The organism is Shinella sp. GW821-FHT11G07, from assembly GCF_058808115.1.
Map to the genome: position 1 here is coordinate 603,502 of NZ_JBXARJ010000001.1, position 22,461 is coordinate 625,962.

Below are 22,461 nucleotides of genomic sequence, written 5' to 3' on the forward strand. Positions count from 1 at the left end.
AACCGGCGCCCGCGCATCGATGGATTCAGGATTGGAATGCTCCGTGGCGGCGCGAGCCACCACAGAAGTGGCGTGCGATCAGTTCGCGGCCTTGATCTCGCTCACGATGCGCGAATAGTCTTTCTGCGCGGTGCCTAGGTCGCGCAGCAGCTCGTATTTCACGAGGTCGGCCGGGGCCATCGCCATGTTCGGATATTGCTCGGTCAGCGCCTTGTCGAGGCTCTCCATCGCCGCCTTGTTCGGCACCTTGTAGAGGATGTTCTGCGCGGCCCAGGCGTGGTTCTTGGCGTCGAGGATGAAGTTGATGAACTTCATCGCCGCTTCCTTGTTCTCAGAACTCTTCATCACGACGATCGTGTCGATCCAGAGGTCGGAGCCTTCCTTCGGCACGACGAACTTGATGGCCTTGTTTTCGGTGATGCCGTAGTTGCACCAGCCATCCCACGCCTGCACCAGCGAGGCTTCCGCCGAAACAAGCTTCGAATAAAAGGTCGTGTCGTCATAGGCGAGCAAGGTTTTCTTCGCCTCGATGAGGAGGTTCTTCACCTCCTCCAGCTTGGCCGGGTCCTTCTCGTTGACCGAATATCCCTTGGCCAGCTCGCCGGCCGCCATCAGCCAGCGGTCGGTGGCGAGCATTGTGGTCTTGCCCTTCAGCTTGTCGGTCGGCTGGAGCAGGTTCATCCAGCTGTCCGGCGTGCCCTCCACGAGGTCGGAGCGGTAGCACAGACCCGTCGAGCCCCAGGTATAGGGCACAGAGAAGGTGTTGCCGGGGTCATAGGCAAGCGTGGTCGCTTCGGGATAAAGATTGGCGAGGTTCGGTACGGCGGCCTTGTCGATCGGTTCGGCGAGCCCCTGCCCGTTCAGGATTTCGGCAAACGGCGAGGAGACGAAGACGACGTCGTAGCCCTTGCCACCGCTCGCCATCAACTTGCCCATGACCTCTTCGTTGGTGGCATGGTTGACCACCTCTATCTCCAGCCCCGTCGCGGCCTTGAAGGCATCGGCGATATCAGGCGCCATGTAGCCATCCCAATTCGAGATGACGAGATCGGCGGCGGAGGCCGCGCCCGCCGAAAGGCATGCGGCAAGAAGCGCCGCGGCCGCTGCGGACGCAGTCAGTCGGTTCTTCGCGTTCACGGAAGACTCCCTTGTTTCGATTGTTCCAACCTCTTTGAGGGGCGCGCCGGTTCTCCGGTCTCATTCCCGTCGCATGGCAGTATTATTTAGAAAAAAAATACGTCAATAGGCTTTCGCCATTTTTGTGCAGCGAGCGCAAATCCGCTTTTCCGGACTTGCGAAACAACGCCTCAAAGGGCAGCATGCGCGGTGATAGAGGGCAGAAACCGCAGATGACCCCGGAGCCGAAGCGCACCAACTTTCGCCATGTCGAACTGGCGCAAAAAATACTGGACGTCGCAGGCGAGCGCGGCATGACGCCGGGCGAGCGGCTGGCCGAGCAGGCGCTAGCCTCGCTCTGCAATGTGTCGAGAACACCGATCCGCAAGGCTTTGCAGATCCTTGCCGAACGGGACCTGGTGACGGCCGATGCCGAGGGCGGCTATCTTCTTGCGGTCGACCCGGTCGCCACGGCACGGCTCGAAGACACGACGGATGGGGACGGCGAGAACGAGATTTATGCGGCGATCCTGCGTGACCTCGCGGCCGGACGCATAACCGAGAGCCAGACAGTTGCCGCGCTTCAGCGTCGCTATGATGTGTCGCGCCAGGCGGTACAAAATGCGCTGATGAAACTGTCGGAGGAAAACCTGGCGGAGCGCGGCGCCGGCCAGCAATGGCTGCTAAAACAGTTTGCGATCAGTGGTGATGCGGCTGCGAAGAGCTACGAATTTCGTCTTACGACCGAGCCGCTTGCACTGACGTTGCCGGACTTCAAGCGAGACATCCCCGCGATGACGGCGCTGCGCCAATCCATGCTCATCCTGCGCGGCATGAACGAGACGGCGTTCGACCGCAAACTCTTCGACCGCACGGACGTCGATTTCCATCTCTTGATCGCGCGTTCCTGCGGCAACCCCTTCATGGCCGAGGCGCTGACCAACCACCATCGCCGCCGCCGCGCAAGCCCGCCGGCCGGCCATGTCAACGCGTTCCGGCTGATGCAGTCGAACCTCGAACATATTCAGATCCTTGAGCAGATCGAGCGCGGCCAGATGGAGCTTGCCGCCGATCTGATGCGTGTGCATATACAGCTCTCCCAATCACAGCGCCCCCGGCTTGCCGGCCGTGGTGTCCCTCCCGCCTTCAAGCTTGTCGTGCGTTAATCTCCCATGGCACCAGCAAAGACCATCGCCCTCTTTCCGGAAGCGAGCTACGGCGCGGCGCTGAACTGCGTCGGCATCGCTCAGGAACTGAGACGGTTGGGCCACCGGGCCGTCTTCATCTGCCATCCGGGCTTCAGCGGGGTTTTTGCAGAGTACGGTTTTGCCGAATATCAACTGACCGATGCCGATGCAACGCCAACGGACTGGAACGATTTCATCGCACGCCACCAAGACGCCTTTCGTCAGGCGCCGCTCGATCAACTCGAGAGCTATGTCGGCCCGACCTGGGAGGCGATCGTCGACACGGCGATGCGGGTGGAAGAGCCGCTGCGCCAGCTTCTCGGACGGCTGAAGCCGGATGCCATCGTGCTCGACAACGTCGTGATGTTCCCGGCCATCGTCAATGCCGGTGTTCCGTGGATTCGCGTCGTTTCCTGCGCCGAGACGGAAATTCCCGATGAGAATGTCCCGCCTTATCTTTCCGGCTGCGGCCACGACGAGCGCGCGGCATGGTCGACCTTTGCTACAGGATACGAAAAGACGGTGGCCCCAGCGCACAGGCGCTTCGCCGGCTTCCTCGCCGAGTGCGGCCTCAAGGCACCGACATCACCGAATTTCCTCGATCCGTCACCCTGGCTGAACCTGCTGCTTGCACCGGACATCATCCGACATGAGCGCCGCACGCAGCTCGATCCGGAAAACTTCGTTTTCCTCGACGGCTGTGTACGCCATGAAGCGCCTTATACGCCGCCGCGCTTTGCCAGCCACAACGAGGCGCCGCTGGTGCTGACGAGTTTTGGCTCGCTCGGCGCGATGGACGTTGCCATGATGAAGCGCATGATCGGCGTCTTCGCGACACTTCCCTATCGCTTCCTCGTCAATGCCGGGCACTGGCGGGAGGAATACCGCGAGGTGCCGGACAATGTCTTCATCGACAGCTGGTTTCCCCAGCCCTCGGTGGTCGAGCAGGCGAGCCTGTTCATCCACCACGGCGGCAACAATTCCTTCTGCGAAGCGCTCTACTACGGCGCCCCGTCTCTCATCATGCCCTATTGCTGGGACGGCCACGACAACGCTGCCCGCGCCGCCGAGACCGCAGTCGGACGGCGGCTTGGCCGCTATGACTGGAGCGATGCCGAACTGGCAAACGCGATAGAAGGCCTGCTCGGCGACGAGGCGATGCGTGTGCGGCTGAAGGCCAATGCAGCGAAGATGCACAAGGCGGCCGGAGCAACACGCGCCGCGGAAGAAATCGCGCGGATCGCAACCGGTGCGGCCGGGGTTGCGCGCGCTTCCGTCTGACGACCTCGACGAGAAACAGATCACATCCTTCGGTAGTGGGGCCTCTGAGCCGGCATGGCACGCCTGCTTGAGACGTCCCGTTCGCGGGTTGCAGCACTTTCCTTTCTGGGCCATAACTCCCCTCCCCACCTGTCGAGGCCAGCCGTCATTGCGAGCGTTGCGGGCCGTGCGTGATCCCCACGCCACGGCAACTCCCCCCGCGCTCCGGCGAGGCTTCGGCTGAGGGCACAACAATGCGGACCGATCAAAAAGGAGAACGCATCATGGGCGCAACGGGACATCTCGGTACGGCGTGGCGCAAGCGCGACTATCACCGTCAATGGCTCTGGCGGGAAGCAAACCGCCTCTTCGACTTCTTCCAGAACCGGGCCTTCAATCCGGTCGGCGGCTTCCACGAACTGGATGCCGAAGGCCGCCCCCTCAACGCCGGAAATCCGGTGCGCGGCATCCACTCGACCGCCCGTATGGTGCATTGCTTTTCCATCGGCAGCCTGCTCGGCCGCCCGGGTTCCGACGATCTCGTCGATCACGGCATGAAATACCTCTGGGAAAAGCATCGTGACCAGGAGCGTGGCGGCTACCATTGGTCGCTCGACAATTCCGGCCTGCTGGATTCCAGCAAGCAGGGCTATGGCCATGCCTTCGTGCTGCTCGCCGCGTCAAGCGCCAAGCTTGCCGGCCATCCCGATGCCGATCGCATGATCGCCGATGTCACAGACGTGCTGGAAAAGCGCTTCTGGGAAGACAAGCACGGCGCGATTGCCGAAGAGTTCGACGCGGACTGGACGCCGGTTCCCGGCTATCGCGGCCAGAATTCCAATATGCACCTGACGGAAGCGCTGATGGCGGCGTTCGAGGCGACGGGCGAAAAGGCCTATCTCGACAAGGCTGAACGCGTGGCCGACCTCGTCATTCGCCGCCGCGCAGGGGAAAACGGTTTTCGCGTGCCCGAGCATTTTGACGAGAACTGGGTACTCGACAAGGAATATCGCGGCCACGAGATGTTCCGCCCCTCCGGCACCACGCCCGGCCATTGGCTGGAATGGGCTCGTCTCATCCTCCAGCTCTATGCCCTCGGCGGCAAGAAACACGCCTGGATGCCGGAAGCCGCCAAGGCGCTGTTCGCGCAGTCCATCGCGTTGGGCTGGGATAAAGAAAAGGGCGGCTTCTTCTATACGCTCGACTGGAACGACGAACCGGCAAAGCGCAACAAGCTGTGGTGGCCGATGGCCGAGGGTGTCGGTGCGGCGGCCTTCCTTGCCGAACATCTGCCGAGCGATTTCCACGAGACCTGGTATCGCAAGATCTGGGATTCCATTGCCCGCCATTTCCTCGATCAGGACCGCGGTGGCTGGCATGAAGAACTCACCGAAGACCTTGTGCCGAGTTACACCCTTTTCGCCGGCAAGGGTGACATCTATCATGCGCTCCAGGCCTGCCTGATCCCGCTCTATCCGGCGACAGGCAGTCTGACCAAGGGCATCATCGAGGCCGGCGGCCACTAGGCCGCCTGCTCCTGCCGCCAGGCAGACGGGAGTGGAATGATCGACATACCAGACCAGATCTCGACCGCGTGGATCGCCGCCGCCTTGGTGGCGTTCCTCGCCAAACACTTCCTGGCGGATTTTCTGCTCCAGACGGACTGGATGGTGGCGGGCAAGGAACAGCCGGACGGCTGGTTCCTGCCGCTTGCAGCCCATGCGGGCCTGCACGGGGCATTGACCGCCGCCCTTTTCCTCTTCGTGTCACCACCGCTGGCCTGGCTCGGCCTTGCCGACGCCCTGGTTCATGGCACGATAGACCGGCTGAAAAGCATCGCTACGCGTCACCAGAAGCTGACGCCCCGGCAATCGGCCTTCTGGTGGCTTCTCGGCGTGGACCAGACCCTGCATCACCTGACGCATGTTGGTCTGGCGATCCTTCTCGCCGCCGCGGGTTCTGCTTCTTAACCGTCAGTCGGCCGCGGCCGGAGGGCGGACCGTTGCTTCGCGCAGCAGCAGGTCGGTCAGGGCCATATTGTCTGCAAACCAGCGATTGGCGGCATGCCACATCGACGGCGTCAGGCATATATCGTGACCACCGCGCGTCGCCGTCGTCAGCAGACCGGCGTCACGCGCGGCCTCGATGATGCGACGGACATGGGTGCGTGAAACACCGGTTTGCGTGGCAAGCCTCTGATATCCGGTGGGAACCATGCTATCGCCGTTTTCCCGCGCGTCGCGCAGGAGAAGCAGCAGGATCATATAGCCGCAGTCGTGCGCGAAGAACGGGGCAAGCGGCAAATGCCGACGGATGAGCCGGCTAAGGCCCGACAGATGCGCCAATGTCACGCGCCGCATGGCACGATGTAGATCCGGGGGAAGCGGACCGCTGTGTTTTGCGATAGGGGACAGGCCGAAATCCGATAGGGCCGTCACGAGAAGCCCGAGAATGCCGGCATCGCGGGCCAGAAGCGTAGCGCTCGGCACGAGCAGCCGAACGCGCCGATCCGAGGCATGCGGTTGCTGTGTCAGAAAGCCATATTTGCGCAGGCAGGAGACCTGCGCCTCGACGCGGTTGCGGCTCGCGACACCCAGTTGGGTCACTTCGCGTTGCAGGCGCCCCAGCGTCAGCCATGTGGACGGCTGCGCCATGTCCTGACCGGCATGAAGCGACAAGGCCGCGAGATAACAGAGAAAACGGCCCTCCTCCAGGATCATCCGGTTGAACAGATGATTGCCTTCATAGAGGGCGAGCTTGCCGGCAATCAGCCGGTCCCGGGTCTGCCCAAATCCGGGCGCGCTCAGAAATTCGAACGGTGGTACGCGAAACGCCACCGCACTGTCTTCAAACGTATGCTGATCCATGTATGCACTTCCCCAATCCGGAGCGGCGCGATTTGTCTTTTTCTTGTCACAACACCGCAGGTCCAAATGGACCCATATTTTTCCATGGGGTTGCAGCCCGTTGAAACTGTCAATTGTAATACTAACCCGAATGCGCAATATGAGACGGGAAGCCAAAAGAATGAGACACCGTGCCAAAACGGCAAACCCGACACCGTGACGAATTTTCAGGAACCTTCGCCCGTACCTATTCCTTGATAGGTCATGCACCTGTTGTCCGACTGTCGTGAGATGCAATGACTCCCGCCGCCAAGTTGCCGACCAATTCCGTATCTGCTGCGCCCGGAGCCGATTGTCGCCGGGATAGCCAGCTCTTTGCCGAGACGCTCGATCCGGTCTTCCGCACGACCATTGCAACACCGGAACGGATTGACGATTTTCGCGCCGAGCTCTCCACCTACTTCATGGGACCGGCCCTGTTTTTCGTCGCCGACATGCTGGGCACCACCTACACTTTTTCCCGTGACCCTTCCCGCATCGCCCGCAGTGGGCTCGACCTCATCCTCGTGCAGGTGACCCTTGCCGGCAGCGATCTGCGAACCGTCAACGGTGAAACGATGCTGGTCGAAGCGGGCGATGTGTCCATCTTCGATTTGACACGGCCCATGCATTCCGAAACGCAGCACTGCCACAACCTGACGCTGGTGCTGCCGCGCCACCTGCTGTTCAGCAAGGATGTGCAGAACGATGGCCTGCACGGTCTGCTTTTCAAGCGATCGACGAGCACCGCCCGGCTGATCGGCAGCCATCTGCGCGCCCTTTTCGAGGACCTTCCGGACATCACGCAGGCCGATGCGCCGACGATCGTCTCCGCCACAGCGAATCTCGTCACGAACCTCGTCGGACCCAAGATAACCGAGCGTCAGCAGTCCGGCCCCACCGTGCGGGGCGCCGTCATCATGCAGATCCGCCGCTATATCGAGCAGCACACTGCCATGGCGGATCTCGGCCCGGACCATCTCTGCAAGATGTTCGGCCTGTCGCGTGCCTCGCTGTACCGCCTGTTCGAACCGATTGGCGGTGTGACCGATTACATTCGCACCCGCCGGCTTCGTGCAGCCTTCGACATGCTGACGAACGATCGCAAGCGCGGCGTCGGAGAGATCGCCTATGCCTGCGGTTTCGCTGACATTTCCGCGTTCTCGCGCGCCTTCCGCAACCAGTTCGGCATGAGCCCGAGCGAAGTGCGCGACATGGGCGATCGCGGCCCCCTCTCCCTTGGTCCGGCCGAAAAACAATCGGCCACCTCCGTGCATGACTGGTTGCGCATCGTCAGCACGCTGTAACCATCTTGTCGTTTGACACTTGAAATCACATCAACCAATATGTGATCACATTTATTAAATGACCTGCTGGAGAACGGGATGGAGAGGGCGAACCTGGAGGCGCGTGCCCACGCGCTTGTCGAGGCGGAATCGGAGATTTTTCGCGCAAAACGGCCGCGCTGCGCTGCAGCCCATGACGAGAGCACATCGGGCTTCTTCGACGGCGTGCCGCAGCATTGGATGCTCGACTGGCCAACCCCCTTTCCCGTCGTGATCGACCAGGCGAGCGGCGCTGACCTCGTCGATATCGACGGCAACCGCATTGTCGACGTCTGCCTCGGCGACACGGGCGCGATGTTCGGCCATGGTCCAGCCCCCGTTCTCGAAGCCCTGAAGAATGCAGGCACACGCGGCCTCACCACCATGCTGCCCTCCTCCGACGCACAGATCGTCGGCCGCCTTCTCGTGAAGCATTTCGGCCTGCCGCGCTGGCAGCTCGGCGCCACCGCAAGCGACGCCAACCGTTTTGCCATCCGCGTGGCGCGCGCCGTCACCGGCCGGGCAAAGCTGCTCGTCTTCGACGGCTGCTATCATGGCGCTGTGGATGACACGCTGGTCGATCTCGTCGATGGCAAGACGATTTCGCGCCGCAACCTGCTTGGCCAGGTGCGTGATCTCGGCGAATTGACCGTTTCCATTCCGTTCAACGACGAAGCCGCGCTGGAAAAGGCGCTTGCCGCGCATGACATTGCCTGCGTGCTCGCCGAGCCCGTCATGACGAATTGCGGCATGATCCCACCCGACCCCGGCTTCCACGATGCGCTGCGCCGTCTGACGCGCGAGGCCGGCACGCTGCTGCTCATCGACGAGACGCACACCATCTCCACCGGCCTTGGCGGCTACACGAAGGTGCATGGCCTCGAACCGGACCTCATCGTCATGGGCAAGCCGATCGGCGGGGGCGTTCCGGTCAGTGTCTGGGGCATGACGCAGGCGATTTCGGACAAGTTGCACGTCATCCGGCGCGAACAGAGCGGCCATGGCCATTCCGGCATCGGCACGACGCTTTCAGGCAGTGCGCTGCAACTGGCCTGCCTGCGCGCCTGCCTGGAGCACGTGATGACCGACGAAGCCTACCGCACCATGCAGTCCCGCGCGGATCGCATCGAGGCGGGCTTCAAGGCCGCAATCGCCGCCGCCGGCCTCGACTGGACGGTTTCACGCGTTGGCGCCCGGCTGGAAGTCGTCTTCTCAGCCGTGCCGGTGCGCAACGCGGCAGAAGCCCGCGCTGCCGCTTCCGACACGATCGAGGCTGCGTTGCATCTGTCCATGTTGAACCTCGGCTACCTGCTGACGCCCTTCCACAACATGGTTCTCGTCAGCCCAGCGCTTTCGGAAAAGCAGGCGGATGGTCTTGTCGAGGCCTTCGCCACTGTTCTCGGCCGCCTTGCCGAGCGGAGGGCAGCCGCGTGAGCCGAGATCTCGCCGCCCGCCCGCTTGAAGCCGCTGATCCTTCCGAAGCGGAGGCGTTTCTTGCCGCCCACCCGGAGATCACAGCCTTCGATCTCGTTCTGATCGACCTCAACGGCATTGCGCGCGGAAAAATCATCCGGCGGCACGAACTGTTGCCGATCTTCCGCTCCGGCCGTCACCTGCCCGGCTCGATCCTCGGCCTCGACGTCACCGGCGAGGATGTCGAGGAAACCGGCCTCGTCTGGTCGGATGGCGATGCCGACCGGCGCGCCTGGCCGATTGCCGGCTCGCTGGTGCCGCTGCCCTGGACCTCGCCGCCACGCGGCGAACTGCGCCTAGCCCTCTTCGAACTGGACGGTGCACCGATGGCTGCCGATCCGCGGCACGCCCTTGCCCGTCAGGTCAAGCTGCTCGAAGCCGATGGCTACCATCCCGTGCTCGCCTATGAGCTGGAATTCTATCTGCTCGACCGCGAGCGCACCGCGGACGGTAACTTCCAACCGCTCCGCCTGCCGCTCTCCGGCGAACGACCGGACGGCATCCAGGTCTACGGTGTGACCGAACTCGACCGGTTGGAGCCTTTCATCGATGCCGTCTATCGCGGCGCTGAGGCGCAGGGCCTGCCCGTCGAAACCATGATATCGGAATATGCCCAGGGCCAGTTCGAGCTGACATTACGCCATGGCAGCGCGCTCAGGGCCGCCGACGATATCACCATGCTGAAGCGCCTCATCCGCAGCCTTGCCGTGCGCCACGGCATGATGGCCTGCTTCATGGCGAAACCGTTTGCCGGCCGCGCCGGTTCCGGCATGCATGTGCATGCCAGCCTTGCCGATGCGGCGGGCAACAACCTCTTCGCCGATCGCGACGAGACGCTGGCGCCCCTCCTGAAACAGGCCGTCGCCGGGCTGCTGGAGACGATGGAGGAATCCATGCTCGTCTTCGCCCCGCATTTCAATTCCTGGCGCCGTTTTTCGGCCCAGAGCTATGCCCCGACCACGCCGACCTGGGGCACCAACAACCGCAGCGTCGCCGTGCGTATTCCGGCCGGCGCGCCGGCTGGCCGTCACCTCGAGCAGCGCGCAGCCGGCATCGATTCCAACCCCTATCTCGTCGGCGCCACGGTGCTTGCCGGCATGCGCAAGGGTATTTTGGAGAAAGCCGACCCCGGCCCGGAAACCACCACCTACGCCGAGAGCACAGGCGATGAATTGCCGCCGGATTGGCGTGGCGCCATCGAAACGGCAACCCGATCCGCCTTCCTCAAGGAGGCACTCGGCGAGCGGCTGCACCACGTCTACCTCGCGCTCAAACGCGCCGAGTATCGACGGTTTGCCAGCGAAGTGACGGCACTCGAACGCTCGCTCTACGGCGAAGTCGTATGATCGGGCGGATGCAATGAAGACATTCTATACTGCCGACCATCACCTGCATCACAGTGGCATGGAGCTTTCCTTCGGCCGCATCGTCGAAACCTTCGAGAAGCCGGAGCGCGCCGAAATCGTGCTTCGGCGGGTGAAGGAGGCCGGGCTCGGCCCGGTTATCGAGCCGACGTCCTATCCGCGCGCCGCAATCGAACGCATCCACACGCCCGACTATCTCGATTTTCTGGAAACGGTGTTCCCCGAATGGCGCGCCGCCGGCCGCGATGGCGAGGTCTGGCCCTATAGCTGGCGCCATCGCTCGATGCCGATGATCGACGCCCCGCCCGCCGGGCTGGACGCCCGCCTCTCTTATTATTCCTTCGACATGGCCGGCTCGATCACCGAGACGACATGGCAGGCCGCCAAACGCGCCGCCGATACCGCACTTGCCGGCGCCGATGCCGTGCTGGCGGGCGAAAAGGCTGCCTTCTCGCTCTGCCGCCCGCCCGGTCACCATGCCGGCCGCGACTTCTTCGGGGGCTATTGCTACCTCAACAACGCGGCCATCGCAGCCCAGCGCTTCCGTGACAACGGGCACAGCCGTGTCGCGATCTTCGACGTGGACTACCACCACGGCAATGGCACGCAGGAAATCTTCTACGACCGTGACGATGTGCTGCTCGCCAGCCTGCACGGCGACCCGGATTTCGAATTCCCCTTCCACCTCGGCTATTCCCGCGAACGCGGCGTCGGCAAGGGCGAAGGCTACAATCTCAACTATCCGCTTCCTGCCGGCACCGCCTGGCCGGAATGGCTTGCAGCCTTCGAAGACGCGCATGCCAGGATCGGCTCCTACGCGCCCAGCGCTCTCGTCATCTCGCTCGGCGTCGATACCTTCAAGGATGACCCGATCTCACAGTTCAAACTGGAGAGCGAGCATTTCCTGACGATCGGCCGCCGCATCGCCGACTTCGGCCTGCCGACGCTGTTCGTCATGGAGGGCGGCTATGCGGTCGATGCGCTCGGCGTCAACGCGGTGAATGTCCTGCAGGGTTTCGAAGGCGCCTGACGCGCCTTCAGATATCCTTGAGCAGGTTGTTGCGCGACAGGTTCTTCACGTCGCGCTCGCCGCAGAGCGCCATGGTGATGTCGAGCTCCTTGCGGATGATTTCCAGCGTGCGGCGCACGCCGGCCTTGCCGCCCGCGCCGAGGCCATAGAGGAAGGGGCGACCTATATAGGTACCCTTGGCGCCATAGCACAGCGCCTTCAGGACGTCCTGGCCGGAGCGGATGCCGCCATCGAGATGGACTTCCATCCTGTCGCCGACCGCATCGACGATGCGCGGCAGCATGCTGATCGAGGAGGCTGCACCATCGAGCTGGCGACCGCCGTGATTGGAAACGATAATCGCATCCGCGCCGCTATCGAGCGACATGCGCGCATCTTCCTCGTCGAGAATACCCTTGAGGATGAGCTTGCCGCCCCAGCGGTCGCGGATCCACTCGATATCCTTCCAGGAAAGCTGCGGGTCGAACTGCTCCGATGTCCAGGAGGAGAGCGACGAAAGGTCCCCAACGCCCTTGGCATGGCCGACGATGTTGCCGAAGGTGCGGCGCTTGGTACCGAGCATATCCATGCACCAGAAAGGCCGTGTCGCCATCTGCCACAGATGCTTCGGGGTGAAGCGCGGCGGGGCGGAAAGACCGTTGCGCAAATCCTTGTGGCGCTGGCCGAGGATTTGCAGGTCGAGCGTCAGCACCAGCGCCGAGCAGCCTGCGGCCTTCGCGCGGTCGATCAGGTTATAGACGAAGTCCTTGTCCTGCATCACATAGAGCTGGAACCAGAAGGGCTTTGAGGTGACGGAGCGCACGTCCTCGATGGAGCAGATGCTCATTGTCGAAAGCGTGAAGGGCACACCGAACTCTTCCGCCGCCTGGGCCGCCAGCATTTCGCCGTCTGCGTGCTGCATGCCGGTGAAGCCGGTGGGGGCAAGCGCCACGGGCATGGAAACCTTCTCGCCGATCATTTCGCTTTCGAGCAGCCGGTTGCTCATGTCGACGAGCACGCGCTGGCGCAGCTTGATCTTGTGGAAGTCCTCTTCGTTCGCCCGGTAAGTGCCCTCGGTCCACGCGCCCGAATCCGCATATTCGAAGAACATTTTCGGCACGCGGCGGCGGGCCCGTTCCTTGAGGTCTGCAATCGTCAGGTCCTGGCTCACACTCATGCTGTCTGTCCTCGCAACATCCGGCGCCACCGCCGGGGGTCTCCGCTCATTCCGGGCAGCAACCTTTTACGAGGCACTTTCGTCGCTCGCAACGGATTCCTCGGCGCAACCGCGGGAAATTCGGTGACATTCCGGGCGCCCTGCCTGCTGATGAAGTTCGATCTTCGCCCTTGAAAAATCATGCCCTTTGTCGCGATGGCCGCCGGCTTCACGGAGCTTTTCGGCCGAAATCTTTCCCCGATCACGGAGATTCGCATTGAGCGAGAACGGAGAGCACCCTTTTGATTAAATCAAATTGATTGACTACAAATGCCGAAGCAAGAGGGAGGACGCGCGCTCGTGCCCCTAGCGGTCGGCACCGAAAGGGATCGAGCAGGTCGCCCGAACCACGTCCGCGATTGCAGCACAAACCAGGGAATTTCAGCTTGGACTATCTCGTCAACCTTTCGCTCCTCGCCCCCAATCCGGACCTCGACGCCAGAATGGCCAAGGCTGGCGTGACGATCCGCCGACCGTTGGCGCCGGAAGCCCAACTGGTGGCGGAATGGGTCTCGCAACGGTTCGGCAAAGGCTGGGCGAGCGAGACGTCCATTGCCCTGACGCGCCAACCGCCCACCTGCTTCATCGCAACGCGCGCAAAACGGCTGGTCGGTTTCGCCTGTCATGAATCGATTGCTCGTGGCTTTTTCGGCCCGACGGGTGTGGACGAGGAAGCGCGGGGGCTCGGCATCGGCCATGCCCTGCTGCTAGCCTCGCTCCTCGATCTCAGGACCATGGGCTACGGCTACGCCATCATCGGCGATGTCGGCCCTTCGGCCTTCTACGAAAAAACGGTCGGCGCCATGCCGATCCCCAACTCCGCGCCCGGCGTCTATGCCGGAATGCTCGACGTTCAGTGACCCCAGGCCAGAGATTACCATGCCTTTGCAGAACCGATCCGCCTTTGAGCTCGAAACCGCGTGGACGCCGGCGACCGATGACCGGGAGATGGCCTACACGCTGCGCCTGAAGAACAATTCTGAAGCGACGCTTCGCGATTTTCGCCTGTGCGTCAGCGGACCCGGGCGGGTCGACCCGACGTCGGATGTCGAGGGCGGCGCAGTCGGCATGCGGCTTTCCAACTTCACGGAACTGCTGCCACCCGATGGTTTCGAGCTGGAACCGGGGGAAAGCTGGGCCATCACCATTCATGGGCTGAGTTGGGCGTTCAAACACTGGACGGACGGCGCGCGAGGCGCCTACCTCGCCTTCCACGACGGACGCACGCTCGCCGTCACTGCCGCCCCCACCAAGCTCACGGGCAGCAATGCGCCGCTCAAGCGCGGGGTGGAGGCTTATCCCGTCCCGACGACTCCTCCTGCGCCGGTTTCCATCATCCCCTGGCCAAACCACGTTTCAGTCTCCGGCCGCCGCTCCGTTCCAGCCGGCTTTACGCTTGTCGCAGCGGGCACGGAGGCAGAAGAAGCGGCCCAGGCGTTCACCACTTTGACCGAGGCCCTCTTCGCCGTCGAAGGCATCGTCCGCCCCGTTTCGGAAGGTGGCCTTCCGGTTCATCTTCAACTGAAGGACGGCCTTGCACCGGAAGCCTATGAGATCGCCTTCTCTCCCGCCTCTGTCTCCATTTCCGCCTCAACGCGTAACGGGCTCTTCTACGGCCTCGTCACGCTCGGGCAGATCTGGCGCGGCGCACGTCACTTCCCGGATGCCTACAACTTCCCGAGCGAAGGACAGATTTCCGACGCGCCATCCATGGCCTGGCGCGGCCTCCATCTCGACGTCGCGCGCCAGTTCTACGGCGAGGCCGAAATCCGCAAGCTGCTGGCCATTCTCGCCTGGAATAAGCTCAACCGTTTCCACTGGCATCTCTCCGACGACGAGGCCTGGCGCGTCGAGATCGACGCCTATCCCGTCCTCACCGAGATCGGTGCCTGGCGCGGCGAGGGCATGGCGATCCCGCCCCTTCTCGGCACGGGACCGGAGAAAAGCGGCGGCTACTACACCAAGGCAACTATTCGCGGGATCGTCGCCCATGCCAAAATCCTTGGCATCGAGATCGTGCCGGAGATCGACGTGCCCGGCCATTGTTTTGCCATGCAGCAGGCCATTCCCGGCCTGCGCGACCCGCAGGAAGAGGGCAGCTACTATTCCGTCCAGGGTTTTCCGGACAATTGCCTCAACCCGGTCCGGGAAGAGACCTATACGGTGCTTGAGACGATCTTCAAGGAGTTGATCGAACTCTTCCCCTTCAAGACGATCCATGTCGGCGCCGACGAGGTGCCGATCGGCGCCTGGTCCGGCTCTCCGCAGGCGCTTGCGAAACTGCGTGACATCGGCGGCGATGCGGTGGCGCAGGCCCATGCCCGTCGGTTGAACGTAATCACCAACACGCATGGCGCCGACGTCATCGACGGCTCGGGTGCTGCGGTGCTGCAGGCGATCTTCCTCGAGCGCGTGCAGAAATTCCTCGCCTCACAGGGCTGCGTGACCGGCGGTTGGGAGGAGGCGGCGCACGGCAACATCATCGATAAGGAAAAAGTCTATCTTTGCGGCTGGCGCGACATGCAGGTTTCCGCGGCGCTCGCCGACGAAGGCTATTCCATGGTCGTCTGCCCCGGCCAGGCCTACTATCTCGATATGGCCAACAGCCCCGACTGGGACGAGCCGGGCGCAAGCTGGGCAGGCTGGTCGGCGCCCGAGATGACCTATGCCTTCGACCCCATCGCGGGGTGGAGCGATGCGCAAAAGGCCAATCTTCGGGGCGTCCAGGCCTGCATCTGGTCGGAGCCGATGACCGACCGCGCCGTGTTCGATCGCCTCGTCTTCCCGCGGCTTTCGGCTATCGCCGAGACGGGCTGGACGAAGAAGGAGCGAAAATCCTGGGACCGCTTCAAGGCATCGGCCGGGCTCATGCCCGTGCTCTACGGCTATCCCCTGGCCTAGGGCCGAACATCGGTTTGTAGCCGACGCCGGGCAAGCCGGCATCGGCCGGGGACGATTACAGCGCAGCCGTTCCGTTCGCGAGATACGGCATGACTTCGAGTGCCCCGCGATAGATCATGTCGAGCGAGACATAGAGAATGATCGCGAGACCCACATAGGCAATCCAGCGGTGCCGCGTCAGCAGGCGCGCGATAAGGTTTGCGGCAATACCCATCAGGGCGATGGACAGTGCGAGACCGACGACAAGGACGCTCGGGTGTTCGCGCGCCGCACCGGCAACGGCCAGAACGTTGTCGAGCGACATGGAGACGTCGGCGATGACGATTTGTGTTGCCGCCTGGAAGAACGTCTTCCGGGAAGCGCCTTCGGCGAGGGCGGCGTCGTCATCACCGTGAGCGGTGCGCAGTTCGCGCCACATCTTCCAGCACACCCAGAGCAGCAACAGGCCGCCCGCCAGCAAAAGACCGATGATCGCCAACAGGTGAACCGCAACCGTCGCAAAGGCGATGCGCAGGATGGTGGCCGCCAGAATGCCGACGAGGATGGCCTTCTTGCGCTGCTCCGTCGGAAGACCTGCGGCTGCAAGGCCGATGACCACGGCATTGTCGCCCGCAAGAACGAGGTCGATCGCGATGACCTGCAGAAGCGCCGTCAAACCGGCCGCCGTTAGAATGTCCATTTTTCTCCCCATCTGGTCTTGGCAAGCCGCTCGATCGGAACACCGCAGGCGGCCAACAGGCACGTTTGTCTCGGATGGACGTCACGCATCGGACGGGACGGCACCGCGAGACTGCAAGCCTCCGCGGTAGCCGCCATCAGAAGCGATCCAGCCACCCGGAAGCCTTCACGGATTCACACGGGATTTTCAACAAAATTTGATCAGCCGTGAACGTTTATGCAGCGCTCTATGACCAACGCGTTCAACGTTTCCACTTGGGCTCCTGCCGCGATCCGTATCCGCCCATGACGCACCGTCTCGTGGGAAGCGATTATCGGCATGGCGCGAGGCGGCAATCGCATCAAACCGCTTCGGCCGATGGCTCGGTGGCTACATGTCCACACCAGGTGGCCACCTTCCGGCAGGAAGGTTCATAGTTCGGATAGCCGGATATTTGGTCGTCAATCCGTGGCGAAGCGATTGACGCCGCCTCTCCTGTCAAAAATTGCTTTGGAGCCGATAGCGCGAGCCCGGGTAAAGCAGGCGCACCGTCGTCACCACGCGATCTTGCGACCAGGTTCGGCGGCGGATGAGGATGCAGGGCTCCGACCGGGCAATCGCCAGCAGCTTGCATTCCCAAGGCTGCGGCAGCACCGCTTCGATGAACTGTTCCGTCTTGGCGATGGGCGCGATGCTGGTCAGGAAGGCGTTCGGCGTCGTGCTCGAAAAATCCTGCTCCAGATAATCCGGCGCGACGGCGGGATTGACGAAGCGATCCTCCAGCTGGATCGGCACGTCATCCTCGTTGTGCACGATGACGGAGTGAAAGGACTGGGCGCCGATATCGAGTTCCAGCGCGGCGGCAAGCTCATGTCCGCAGGTCTCGGCCTGGGCAAGGATGAGTTCCATGCGGTGAACCGCGCCGCGCTCCAGAATCTCATCGGCGATATTGCGCACACCGAGCGCCAGGGCGCTGCGCTTCTTCGGCGCGACGAAGGAGCCCTTGCCCTGCACGCGGGTGATCACACCCTCGTTGGCAAGTTCGCGAAGCGCCCGGTTCGCCGTCATGCGGCTGACGCCGAGTGTATCCACCAGCTCGTTTTCAGATGGAATGCGGTGGTTGACCGGCCATTCGCCGGTTTCGATGCGCGCCCGGATCTCAGTCTTCATACGCTCGTAGATCGGCGCAGCGCGGTCCTTCGCGTCCCTTGCCAAAAGGCCGGTTTCTTCGTTCAGCATCGCCACGGCTCCCCGCATTCCAATCAGCATCCGCCTATAGGTTCTATACGACCAAGGTAAGCATGCTTTTTGATTCACGTCACTTTCTTGTCTGGTCGGAGCCATCAAGTCACATATACAACTTAGGCATCTTCTGCCGACTATCCTATACAGCTTCCGACAAATAGTCGACTTGCGCAAGCATGACGTAAAGATCAGCCGGCTAGCCGTCGCAGGCAATCTGGCGAGACGCATCGGGTCAGAAAATTGCCCGCTGCCCGCGAATTTCGCAACATAGAACCCCGCTGGCATCGAGTGACGCAACAACACGCTCGCCACCCTTACGAGTCACTTTGAAAGCGACATAAAATGTCGCGCGCAGACACGCGCCATCGCGTGCGGAACAGGATAGTTGTCTACTAAGTTGTATAGTGAACTTCACGAAAGGTCCTGCATGCATGACGCCGCCCCGGCGGCCTTTCAAAATCGCTGGTTTTCAACGTTACCATCATCAAAAAAGGGGAACTGACATGCTGAATTCCAACCTGAAATACGCACTTCTCACCGCCGTCGCCTTCATCGGCGTCTCCTCCGGCACGGCGCAGGCCTCCTATTGCGGCGACGGCAAGACCGTCACCTTTGCCGGCATCGACTGGGAAAGCGGCGCCTTCATCACAGAGGTCATGAAGGAAATCCTTGCCAAGGGTTACGACTGCAAGGTCGATTCCATCCCCGGCAACTCGGTGACGCTGGAACAGGCGACCGCCAACAACGACGTGCAGATCTTCGCCGAAGAATGGATCGGCCGCTCGGACATCTGGAACAAGGCGGCTGCCGCCGGCCAGGTGAAGTCGGTCGGCAAGACCTTCGTTGGCGCCGCCGAAGGCTGGTTCGTGCCGGAATATCTGGTGAAGGGCGATGCCGAGAAGGGCATCGAAGCCAAGGCCCCGGACCTGAAGAGCGTCGAGCAGCTCTCCGACCCGAAGATCGTCGAACTGTTCAAGGACCCGGAAGAGCCGTCGAAGGGCCGCTTCCTGAATTGCCCGTCGGGCTGGACCTGCGAAGGCGTCAACACGGCCAAGCTTGAAGCTTATAAGCTCGGCGAGACCTACGTGAATTTCCGCCCGGGCACCGGCACGGCGCTCGACGCGGCGATCGCTTCGGCCTATCTCCAGGGCGAGCCGATGCTGTTCTACTACTGGAGCCCGACGGCGATCATGGGCAAGTACAAGCTCATCCAGCTGGAAGAGCCGGCCTACAACGACGCCTGCTGGAAGGAACTGACCAGCGCCGATGGCAAGCGTGACGCCGGTTGCGCCTTCCCTTCCGTGGAAGTGGCTTACGGCGTCAACAGCACCTTTGCCGGCGAAGCGCCTGAAATCATGGAAATCCTCGAAAAGGCGACTTTCCCGCTGGACGAAGTCAATGCCAGCCTCGCCTACATGACCGACCAGAAGGTCGATGCCGTCGCAGCCGCCAAGAACTTCCTCCAGACCAAGTCCGACGTCTGGGGCGGCTGGGTCTCGGCGGATGCCAAGGCGCGCATCGAAGCGGCCGTCAAGTAATCGCAGGGCTGTGCGCCGGTCTTCCGGCGCGCAGCCTTTTCCCGTCAGGACAGGGGCCGGTCGCCGGATGGCGGGCAGGCGCGCGCGAGGATCTCACCGATGTTTCCTGAAGCTTTTCACATTTCCATTCGAGGCCCCATCAACGACTTTGTGCAGTCGCTGGTGGTGAACTACGGTTTCGTCTTCAAGGCGATCTCGCAAACCCTCCTTCAGGCGATCCTCTTCGTGGAGTGGATCCTGCGCGGCCTGCCCTGGTGGGCCGTCTTCATCGTCTTCCTGGCGCTTGCCTGGTTCGCCTCGAAAAAAATCTCGCTGGTCATCATCGTCGCGGTGATGCTGTTTGCCGTCGGCGCGCTCGGGCTCTGGGACCTGACGATGCAGACGCTGGCGCTGATGCTGATCGCCAGCCTCATCTCCGTCGCCATCGGCGTTCCGATGGGTATCTGGCTTGCGAAAAGCGAGCTGATGCGCCGCATCACGCTGCCGGTGCTCGACGTCATGCAGACCATGCCGAGCTTCGTCTATCTCATTCCGGCGATCATGCTCTTCGGCCTCGGCAAGGTGCCGGCGGTGCTCGCCACCATCATCTACGCCGTGCCGCCGCTCATCCGCCTCACCGATCTTGGCATCCGCCAAGTGGATGGCGAAGTCGTTGAAGCGGCGACGGCCTTCGGCGGCAGCCCGCCGCAGATCCTCTTTGGCGTCGAACTGCCGCTTGCCACCCCCACCATCATGGCCGGCCTCAACCAGACGATCATGATGGCGCTCTCCATGGTCGTCGTCGCCTCGATGATCGGCGCGCGCGGCCTCGGCGAGCAGGTGCTGAACGGCATCCAGACGCTCGACGTCGGCAAGGGGCTGGAAGCCGGCCTTGGCATCGTCATTCTCGCCATCGTGCTCGATCGCATTACGCAAGGTTTTGGCCAATCCAGCCGGAAGGAACGCGGCAATGACTGACATCGCAATCCGCAACGTTTCCAAGATCTTCGGTGGCAACTGGAAGACCGCGCTGGCGATGACCAAGGATGGCGCCGACAAGACGGCAATCCTCGCCAAGACCGGGTGCAGCGTCGGCCTCGACAATGTCAGCCTCGACATTCCGGGCGGCCGCGTCTTCGTCATCATGGGGCTCTCGGGCTCCGGCAAGTCGACGCTGGTGCGCCACATCAACCGCCTGATCGAGCCGACAAGCGGCGAGATCCTCGTCGACGGCAGCAATGTGCTCGACCTCAAGCCCAAGGACCTGCGCGACTTCCGTAACCGCCGGGTCAGCATGGTGTTCCAGAATTTCGGGCTGATGCCGCATCGCACCGTGTTGCAGAATGTCGTCTACGGCCAGCGCGTGCGTGGGCTCACCAAGGACGATGCCAAGCCGATCGGCATGAAATGGATCGAGACGGTCGGTCTTGCCGGCTACGAGAACAAGTTTCCGCACCAGCTTTCCGGCGGCATGAAGCAGCGCGTCGGCCTGGCGCGGGCGCTGGCGGCCGACACCGACGTCATCCTGATGGACGAGGCCTTTTCCGCGCTCGATCCGCTGATCCGCGCCGACATGCAGGACCAGCTTCTCCAGCTCGAAAAGAACCTGCACAAGACCATCGTTTTCATCACGCACGATCTCGACGAGGCCTTGCGCATCGGTGCGCAGATCGCGATCCTGAAAGACGGCAAGCTGGTGCAGGTCGGAACGCCGAGCGAAATCCTCAACAGCCCCGCCAACGACTATGTCGCCCGCTTCGTGCAGCGCCGCGCCGGCGCAGGAGAAAGCCAGCATGCCTGAGACGATCGTCCTCGATCGCCCCCTCACCTGGCAGGAGATCGCCGCTGTCGCGAAAGGCGCGGCGCTCTCCCTGTCGGGCAAGACATGGCAGCGCATCGCCGATGCGCGTGCCATTGTCGATGCGCTCGTGGCCAGGCGCGTGCGCGGCTACGGCATCAATACCGGCGTCGGCGCGCTTTGCGACGTGATCGTGGACATCCCCGAGCAGCAGGCGCTGTCGCGAAACATCCTGCTCAGCCACGCCTGCGGCGTCGGCGAGCCGCTCGGCCGGGAAGAGACCCGCGCCGTGATGGCCGCCCAGATCGCCAATTTTTCCCACGGCTATTCCGGCGTGCGCGTCGAGACGGTTGAGACGCTGCTGGCGCTGCTCAATGCCGATATCCTGCCGGTCATCCCGTCGAAAGGATCGGTCGGCTACCTCACGCACGCCGCCGCTATCGGCCTCCTGCTGATCGGCGAAGGCGAAGCGCGCCACAAGGGCGAGACGGTCTCCGGCATGCAGGCCATGAAGATGCTCGGTCACGCACCGCTGGTGCTTGGCGCCAAGGAAGGCCTCAGCCTCGTCAACGGCACGCCCTGCGCGACCGGTCTTGCAAGCCTCGCCGTTGCCCGCACGGTGCATCTGCTCGATTGGGCCGATGCCGCCGCTGCGATGAGCTACGAAAATCTTGGCGCACAGGCGGACCCGTTTGCCGCAGCGCCGCTTGCATTGCGCACCTCGCCCGGTCTACAGACGGTCGGCGACAATCTTCGCCGCCTGCTGGCCGGCAGCCCGTTGCTCGCGCAATCGGCAGGGTCGCGCACGCAGGACCCGCTCAGCCTTCGTGGCGTACCCCAGGTGCATGGCGCGGTGCGCGACAGCATTGCGCAGATTGCCGACGTGGTGAACCGCGAGCTTGCGAGCGTCACGGACAATCCGGTCGTGGCCGGCTCGCCCGAAGCACCCGAAGTGCATTCGCAGGCGCATGCCATCGGCGCCGCGCTCGGACTGGCCATGGATGGGCTCGCCGTCGCGGCTGCTGAGCTGGCTGCCATCTCCGAGCGCCGCCTCGACCGCCTCGTCAACCCGCTCGTCAGCAACCTGCCCGCCTTTCTGGCGGAAGGCAGCGGCGTTGCCTCCGGCTTCATGATCATCCAGTACACGGCGGCAGGCCTCGTTGCCGAAAACCGCCGCCTCGCCGCCCCCGCCAGTCTCGACGGCGGCATTACCTCTGCCCTGCAGGAAGACATTCTGACACACGCCACCCCGGCGGCAGACAAGGCACTCGCGATCATCGCCAATCTGGAAACCGTTCTGGCAATTGAGGTGATGAGCGCGACGCAGGCCTATGACATGCAGCCGAGCCAGAGCGGCAAGGCGACGGGCACCGGAGCCCTTTACGAGCGCGTCCGCACTGTGGTCCCGATCTATCGCGACGACCGGCCGCTCAATGGCCTGCTTGCGAGCGTGCGGAACCTTCTCCGTACGACCACCGCATAGTGAAAACCCCTCCCGGCAAAACCG

19 protein-coding genes are annotated in these 22,461 nt (G+C 62.9%); 14 read left to right on the forward strand and 5 right to left on the reverse strand.

The annotated features are described in order from the left end of the window. Positions 1-78: 78 nt before the first annotated feature. Positions 79-1,137 (reverse strand): polyamine ABC transporter substrate-binding protein, encoded by a 1,059-nt coding sequence (locus AC1RT2_RS02725; protein ID WP_493099248.1) that lies wholly within the window; start codon positions 1,135-1,137, stop codon positions 79-81. A 212-nt stretch (positions 1,138-1,349) separates the two neighbouring features. Between AC1RT2_RS02725 and AC1RT2_RS02730 the strand changes: the two genes are divergently transcribed. The 4 genes from AC1RT2_RS02730 to AC1RT2_RS02745 all read left to right on the forward strand — a co-directional run bounded on the left by AC1RT2_RS02730 (position 1,350) and on the right by AC1RT2_RS02745 (position 5,533). After that, entirely contained in the window at positions 1,350-2,282 is a 933-nt protein-coding gene (locus tag AC1RT2_RS02730) for a GntR family transcriptional regulator (protein ID WP_493099250.1), read from the forward strand. Between the two features lie 6 nt (positions 2,283-2,288). Then, positions 2,289-3,584, forward strand: a complete 1,296-nt coding sequence (locus AC1RT2_RS02735; protein WP_493099252.1) for a glycosyltransferase — start codon at positions 2,289-2,291, stop codon at positions 3,582-3,584. A 263-nt stretch (positions 3,585-3,847) separates the two neighbouring features. Beyond that, on the forward strand, positions 3,848-5,089 hold the full coding sequence (locus AC1RT2_RS02740) for an AGE family epimerase/isomerase (protein ID WP_493099254.1): 1,242 nt from the start codon (positions 3,848-3,850) through the stop codon (positions 5,087-5,089). 36 nt (positions 5,090-5,125) lie between these two features. Beyond that, positions 5,126-5,533 carry a DUF3307 domain-containing protein gene (locus AC1RT2_RS02745; RefSeq protein WP_493099256.1) on the forward strand — a complete coding sequence of 136 codons (408 nt, stop codon included), beginning with the start codon at positions 5,126-5,128 and terminating at the stop codon, positions 5,531-5,533. Positions 5,534-5,536: 3 nt separating this feature from the next. On the opposite strand, the gene AC1RT2_RS02750 is transcribed toward AC1RT2_RS02745, so the two are convergent. After that, positions 5,537-6,586, reverse strand: coding sequence for a hypothetical protein (locus tag AC1RT2_RS02750; RefSeq protein WP_493099258.1), 1,050 nt, complete (start codon positions 6,584-6,586; stop codon positions 5,537-5,539). A gap of 119 nt (positions 6,587-6,705) precedes the next feature. Here AC1RT2_RS02750 and AC1RT2_RS02755 point away from each other — a divergent pair, with 119 nt between their 5' ends. From AC1RT2_RS02755 to AC1RT2_RS02770, 4 genes are all read left to right on the forward strand, one after another. Further along, positions 6,706-7,755, forward strand: coding sequence for a helix-turn-helix domain-containing protein (locus AC1RT2_RS02755; RefSeq protein ID WP_493099260.1), 1,050 nt, complete (start codon positions 6,706-6,708; stop codon positions 7,753-7,755). 78 nt (positions 7,756-7,833) lie between these two features. Then, positions 7,834-9,207: a transaminase gene (locus AC1RT2_RS02760; RefSeq protein ID WP_493099261.1), complete on the forward strand. Its 1,374-nt coding sequence runs from the start codon at positions 7,834-7,836 to the stop codon at positions 9,205-9,207. After that, positions 9,204-10,592 carry a glutamine synthetase family protein gene (locus tag AC1RT2_RS02765; protein ID WP_493099263.1) on the forward strand — a complete coding sequence of 463 codons (1,389 nt, stop codon included), beginning with the start codon at positions 9,204-9,206 and terminating at the stop codon, positions 10,590-10,592. The genes AC1RT2_RS02760 and AC1RT2_RS02765 overlap by 4 nt, the downstream gene beginning before the upstream one ends. 13 nt (positions 10,593-10,605) lie before the next feature. Further along, complete coding sequence (locus tag AC1RT2_RS02770; protein ID WP_493099265.1) at positions 10,606-11,640, forward strand: histone deacetylase family protein; 1,035 nt, start codon at positions 10,606-10,608, stop codon at positions 11,638-11,640. A 7-nt stretch (positions 11,641-11,647) separates the two neighbouring features. On the opposite strand, the gene AC1RT2_RS02775 is transcribed toward AC1RT2_RS02770, so the two are convergent. After that, a complete protein-coding gene (locus AC1RT2_RS02775) occupies positions 11,648-12,790 on the reverse strand; it encodes an alpha-hydroxy acid oxidase (RefSeq protein WP_069063694.1) in 1,143 nt (380 codons plus the stop codon). A 431-nt stretch (positions 12,791-13,221) separates the two neighbouring features. Between AC1RT2_RS02775 and AC1RT2_RS02780 the strand changes: the two genes are divergently transcribed. Next, the gene (locus AC1RT2_RS02780) at positions 13,222-13,695 is read left to right on the forward strand and encodes a GNAT family N-acetyltransferase (protein ID WP_493099267.1); all 474 of its coding nucleotides are present in this window, start codon (positions 13,222-13,224) and stop codon (positions 13,693-13,695) included. A 13-nt stretch (positions 13,696-13,708) separates the two neighbouring features. Then, on the forward strand, positions 13,709-15,736 hold the full coding sequence (locus tag AC1RT2_RS02785) for a beta-N-acetylhexosaminidase (RefSeq protein WP_493099565.1): 2,028 nt from the start codon (positions 13,709-13,711) through the stop codon (positions 15,734-15,736). A 55-nt stretch (positions 15,737-15,791) separates the two neighbouring features. Here the strand turns inward: AC1RT2_RS02785 and AC1RT2_RS02790 are convergent, their stop codons facing one another. Beyond that, the gene (locus AC1RT2_RS02790) at positions 15,792-16,415 is read right to left on the reverse strand and encodes a TerC family protein (RefSeq protein ID WP_493099269.1); all 624 of its coding nucleotides are present in this window, start codon (positions 16,413-16,415) and stop codon (positions 15,792-15,794) included. A gap of 477 nt (positions 16,416-16,892) precedes the next feature. Then, entirely contained in the window at positions 16,893-17,633 is a 741-nt protein-coding gene (gene hutC, locus AC1RT2_RS02795; RefSeq protein ID WP_444801628.1) for a histidine utilization transcriptional repressor HutC, read from the reverse strand. 509 nt (positions 17,634-18,142) lie between these two features. On the opposite strand from hutC, the gene AC1RT2_RS02800 reads away from it, so the two are divergent. From AC1RT2_RS02800 to AC1RT2_RS02815, 4 genes are all read left to right on the forward strand, one after another. Beyond that, entirely contained in the window at positions 18,143-19,177 is a 1,035-nt protein-coding gene (locus tag AC1RT2_RS02800) for an ABC transporter substrate-binding protein (protein WP_493099271.1), read from the forward strand. A 99-nt stretch (positions 19,178-19,276) separates the two neighbouring features. Continuing rightward, positions 19,277-20,134 (forward strand): ABC transporter permease, encoded by an 858-nt coding sequence (locus AC1RT2_RS02805; RefSeq protein WP_069062577.1) that lies wholly within the window; start codon positions 19,277-19,279, stop codon positions 20,132-20,134. After that, entirely contained in the window at positions 20,127-20,957 is an 831-nt protein-coding gene (locus AC1RT2_RS02810; protein WP_493099274.1) for a quaternary amine ABC transporter ATP-binding protein, read from the forward strand. The genes AC1RT2_RS02805 and AC1RT2_RS02810 overlap by 8 nt, the downstream gene beginning before the upstream one ends. Next, complete coding sequence (locus AC1RT2_RS02815) at positions 20,950-22,437, forward strand: HAL/PAL/TAL family ammonia-lyase (protein ID WP_493099276.1); 1,488 nt, start codon at positions 20,950-20,952, stop codon at positions 22,435-22,437. Before AC1RT2_RS02810 ends, AC1RT2_RS02815 begins: the two co-directional genes overlap by 8 nt. Positions 22,438-22,461: the final 24 nt, after the last annotated feature.

What these genes read in the sequence shown, in the direction of transcription:
- AC1RT2_RS02730 (WP_493099250.1), top strand. Translation starts at nt 1,350, where the DNA reads ATGACCCCGGAGCCGAAGCGCACCAACTTTCGCCATGTCGAACTGGCG.
- AC1RT2_RS02735 (WP_493099252.1), top strand. Translation starts at nt 2,289, where the DNA reads ATGGCACCAGCAAAGACCATCGCCCTCTTTCCGGAAGCGAGCTACGGC.
- AC1RT2_RS02740 (WP_493099254.1), top strand. Translation starts at nt 3,848, where the DNA reads ATGGGCGCAACGGGACATCTCGGTACGGCGTGGCGCAAGCGCGACTAT.
- AC1RT2_RS02745 (WP_493099256.1), top strand. Translation starts at nt 5,126, where the DNA reads ATGATCGACATACCAGACCAGATCTCGACCGCGTGGATCGCCGCCGCC.
- AC1RT2_RS02755 (WP_493099260.1), top strand. Translation starts at nt 6,706, where the DNA reads ATGACTCCCGCCGCCAAGTTGCCGACCAATTCCGTATCTGCTGCGCCC.
- AC1RT2_RS02760 (WP_493099261.1), top strand. Translation starts at nt 7,834, where the DNA reads ATGGAGAGGGCGAACCTGGAGGCGCGTGCCCACGCGCTTGTCGAGGCG.
- AC1RT2_RS02770 (WP_493099265.1), top strand. Translation starts at nt 10,606, where the DNA reads ATGAAGACATTCTATACTGCCGACCATCACCTGCATCACAGTGGCATG.
- AC1RT2_RS02790 (WP_493099269.1), bottom strand. Translation starts at nt 16,415, where the DNA reads ATGGACATTCTAACGGCGGCCGGTTTGACGGCGCTTCTGCAGGTCATC.
- hutC (WP_444801628.1), bottom strand. Translation starts at nt 17,633, where the DNA reads ATGCTGAACGAAGAAACCGGCCTTTTGGCAAGGGACGCGAAGGACCGC.
- AC1RT2_RS02800 (WP_493099271.1), top strand. Translation starts at nt 18,143, where the DNA reads ATGCTGAATTCCAACCTGAAATACGCACTTCTCACCGCCGTCGCCTTC.
- AC1RT2_RS02805 (WP_069062577.1), top strand. Translation starts at nt 19,277, where the DNA reads ATGTTTCCTGAAGCTTTTCACATTTCCATTCGAGGCCCCATCAACGAC.
- AC1RT2_RS02810 (WP_493099274.1), top strand. Translation starts at nt 20,127, where the DNA reads ATGACTGACATCGCAATCCGCAACGTTTCCAAGATCTTCGGTGGCAAC.
- AC1RT2_RS02815 (WP_493099276.1), top strand. Translation starts at nt 20,950, where the DNA reads ATGCCTGAGACGATCGTCCTCGATCGCCCCCTCACCTGGCAGGAGATC.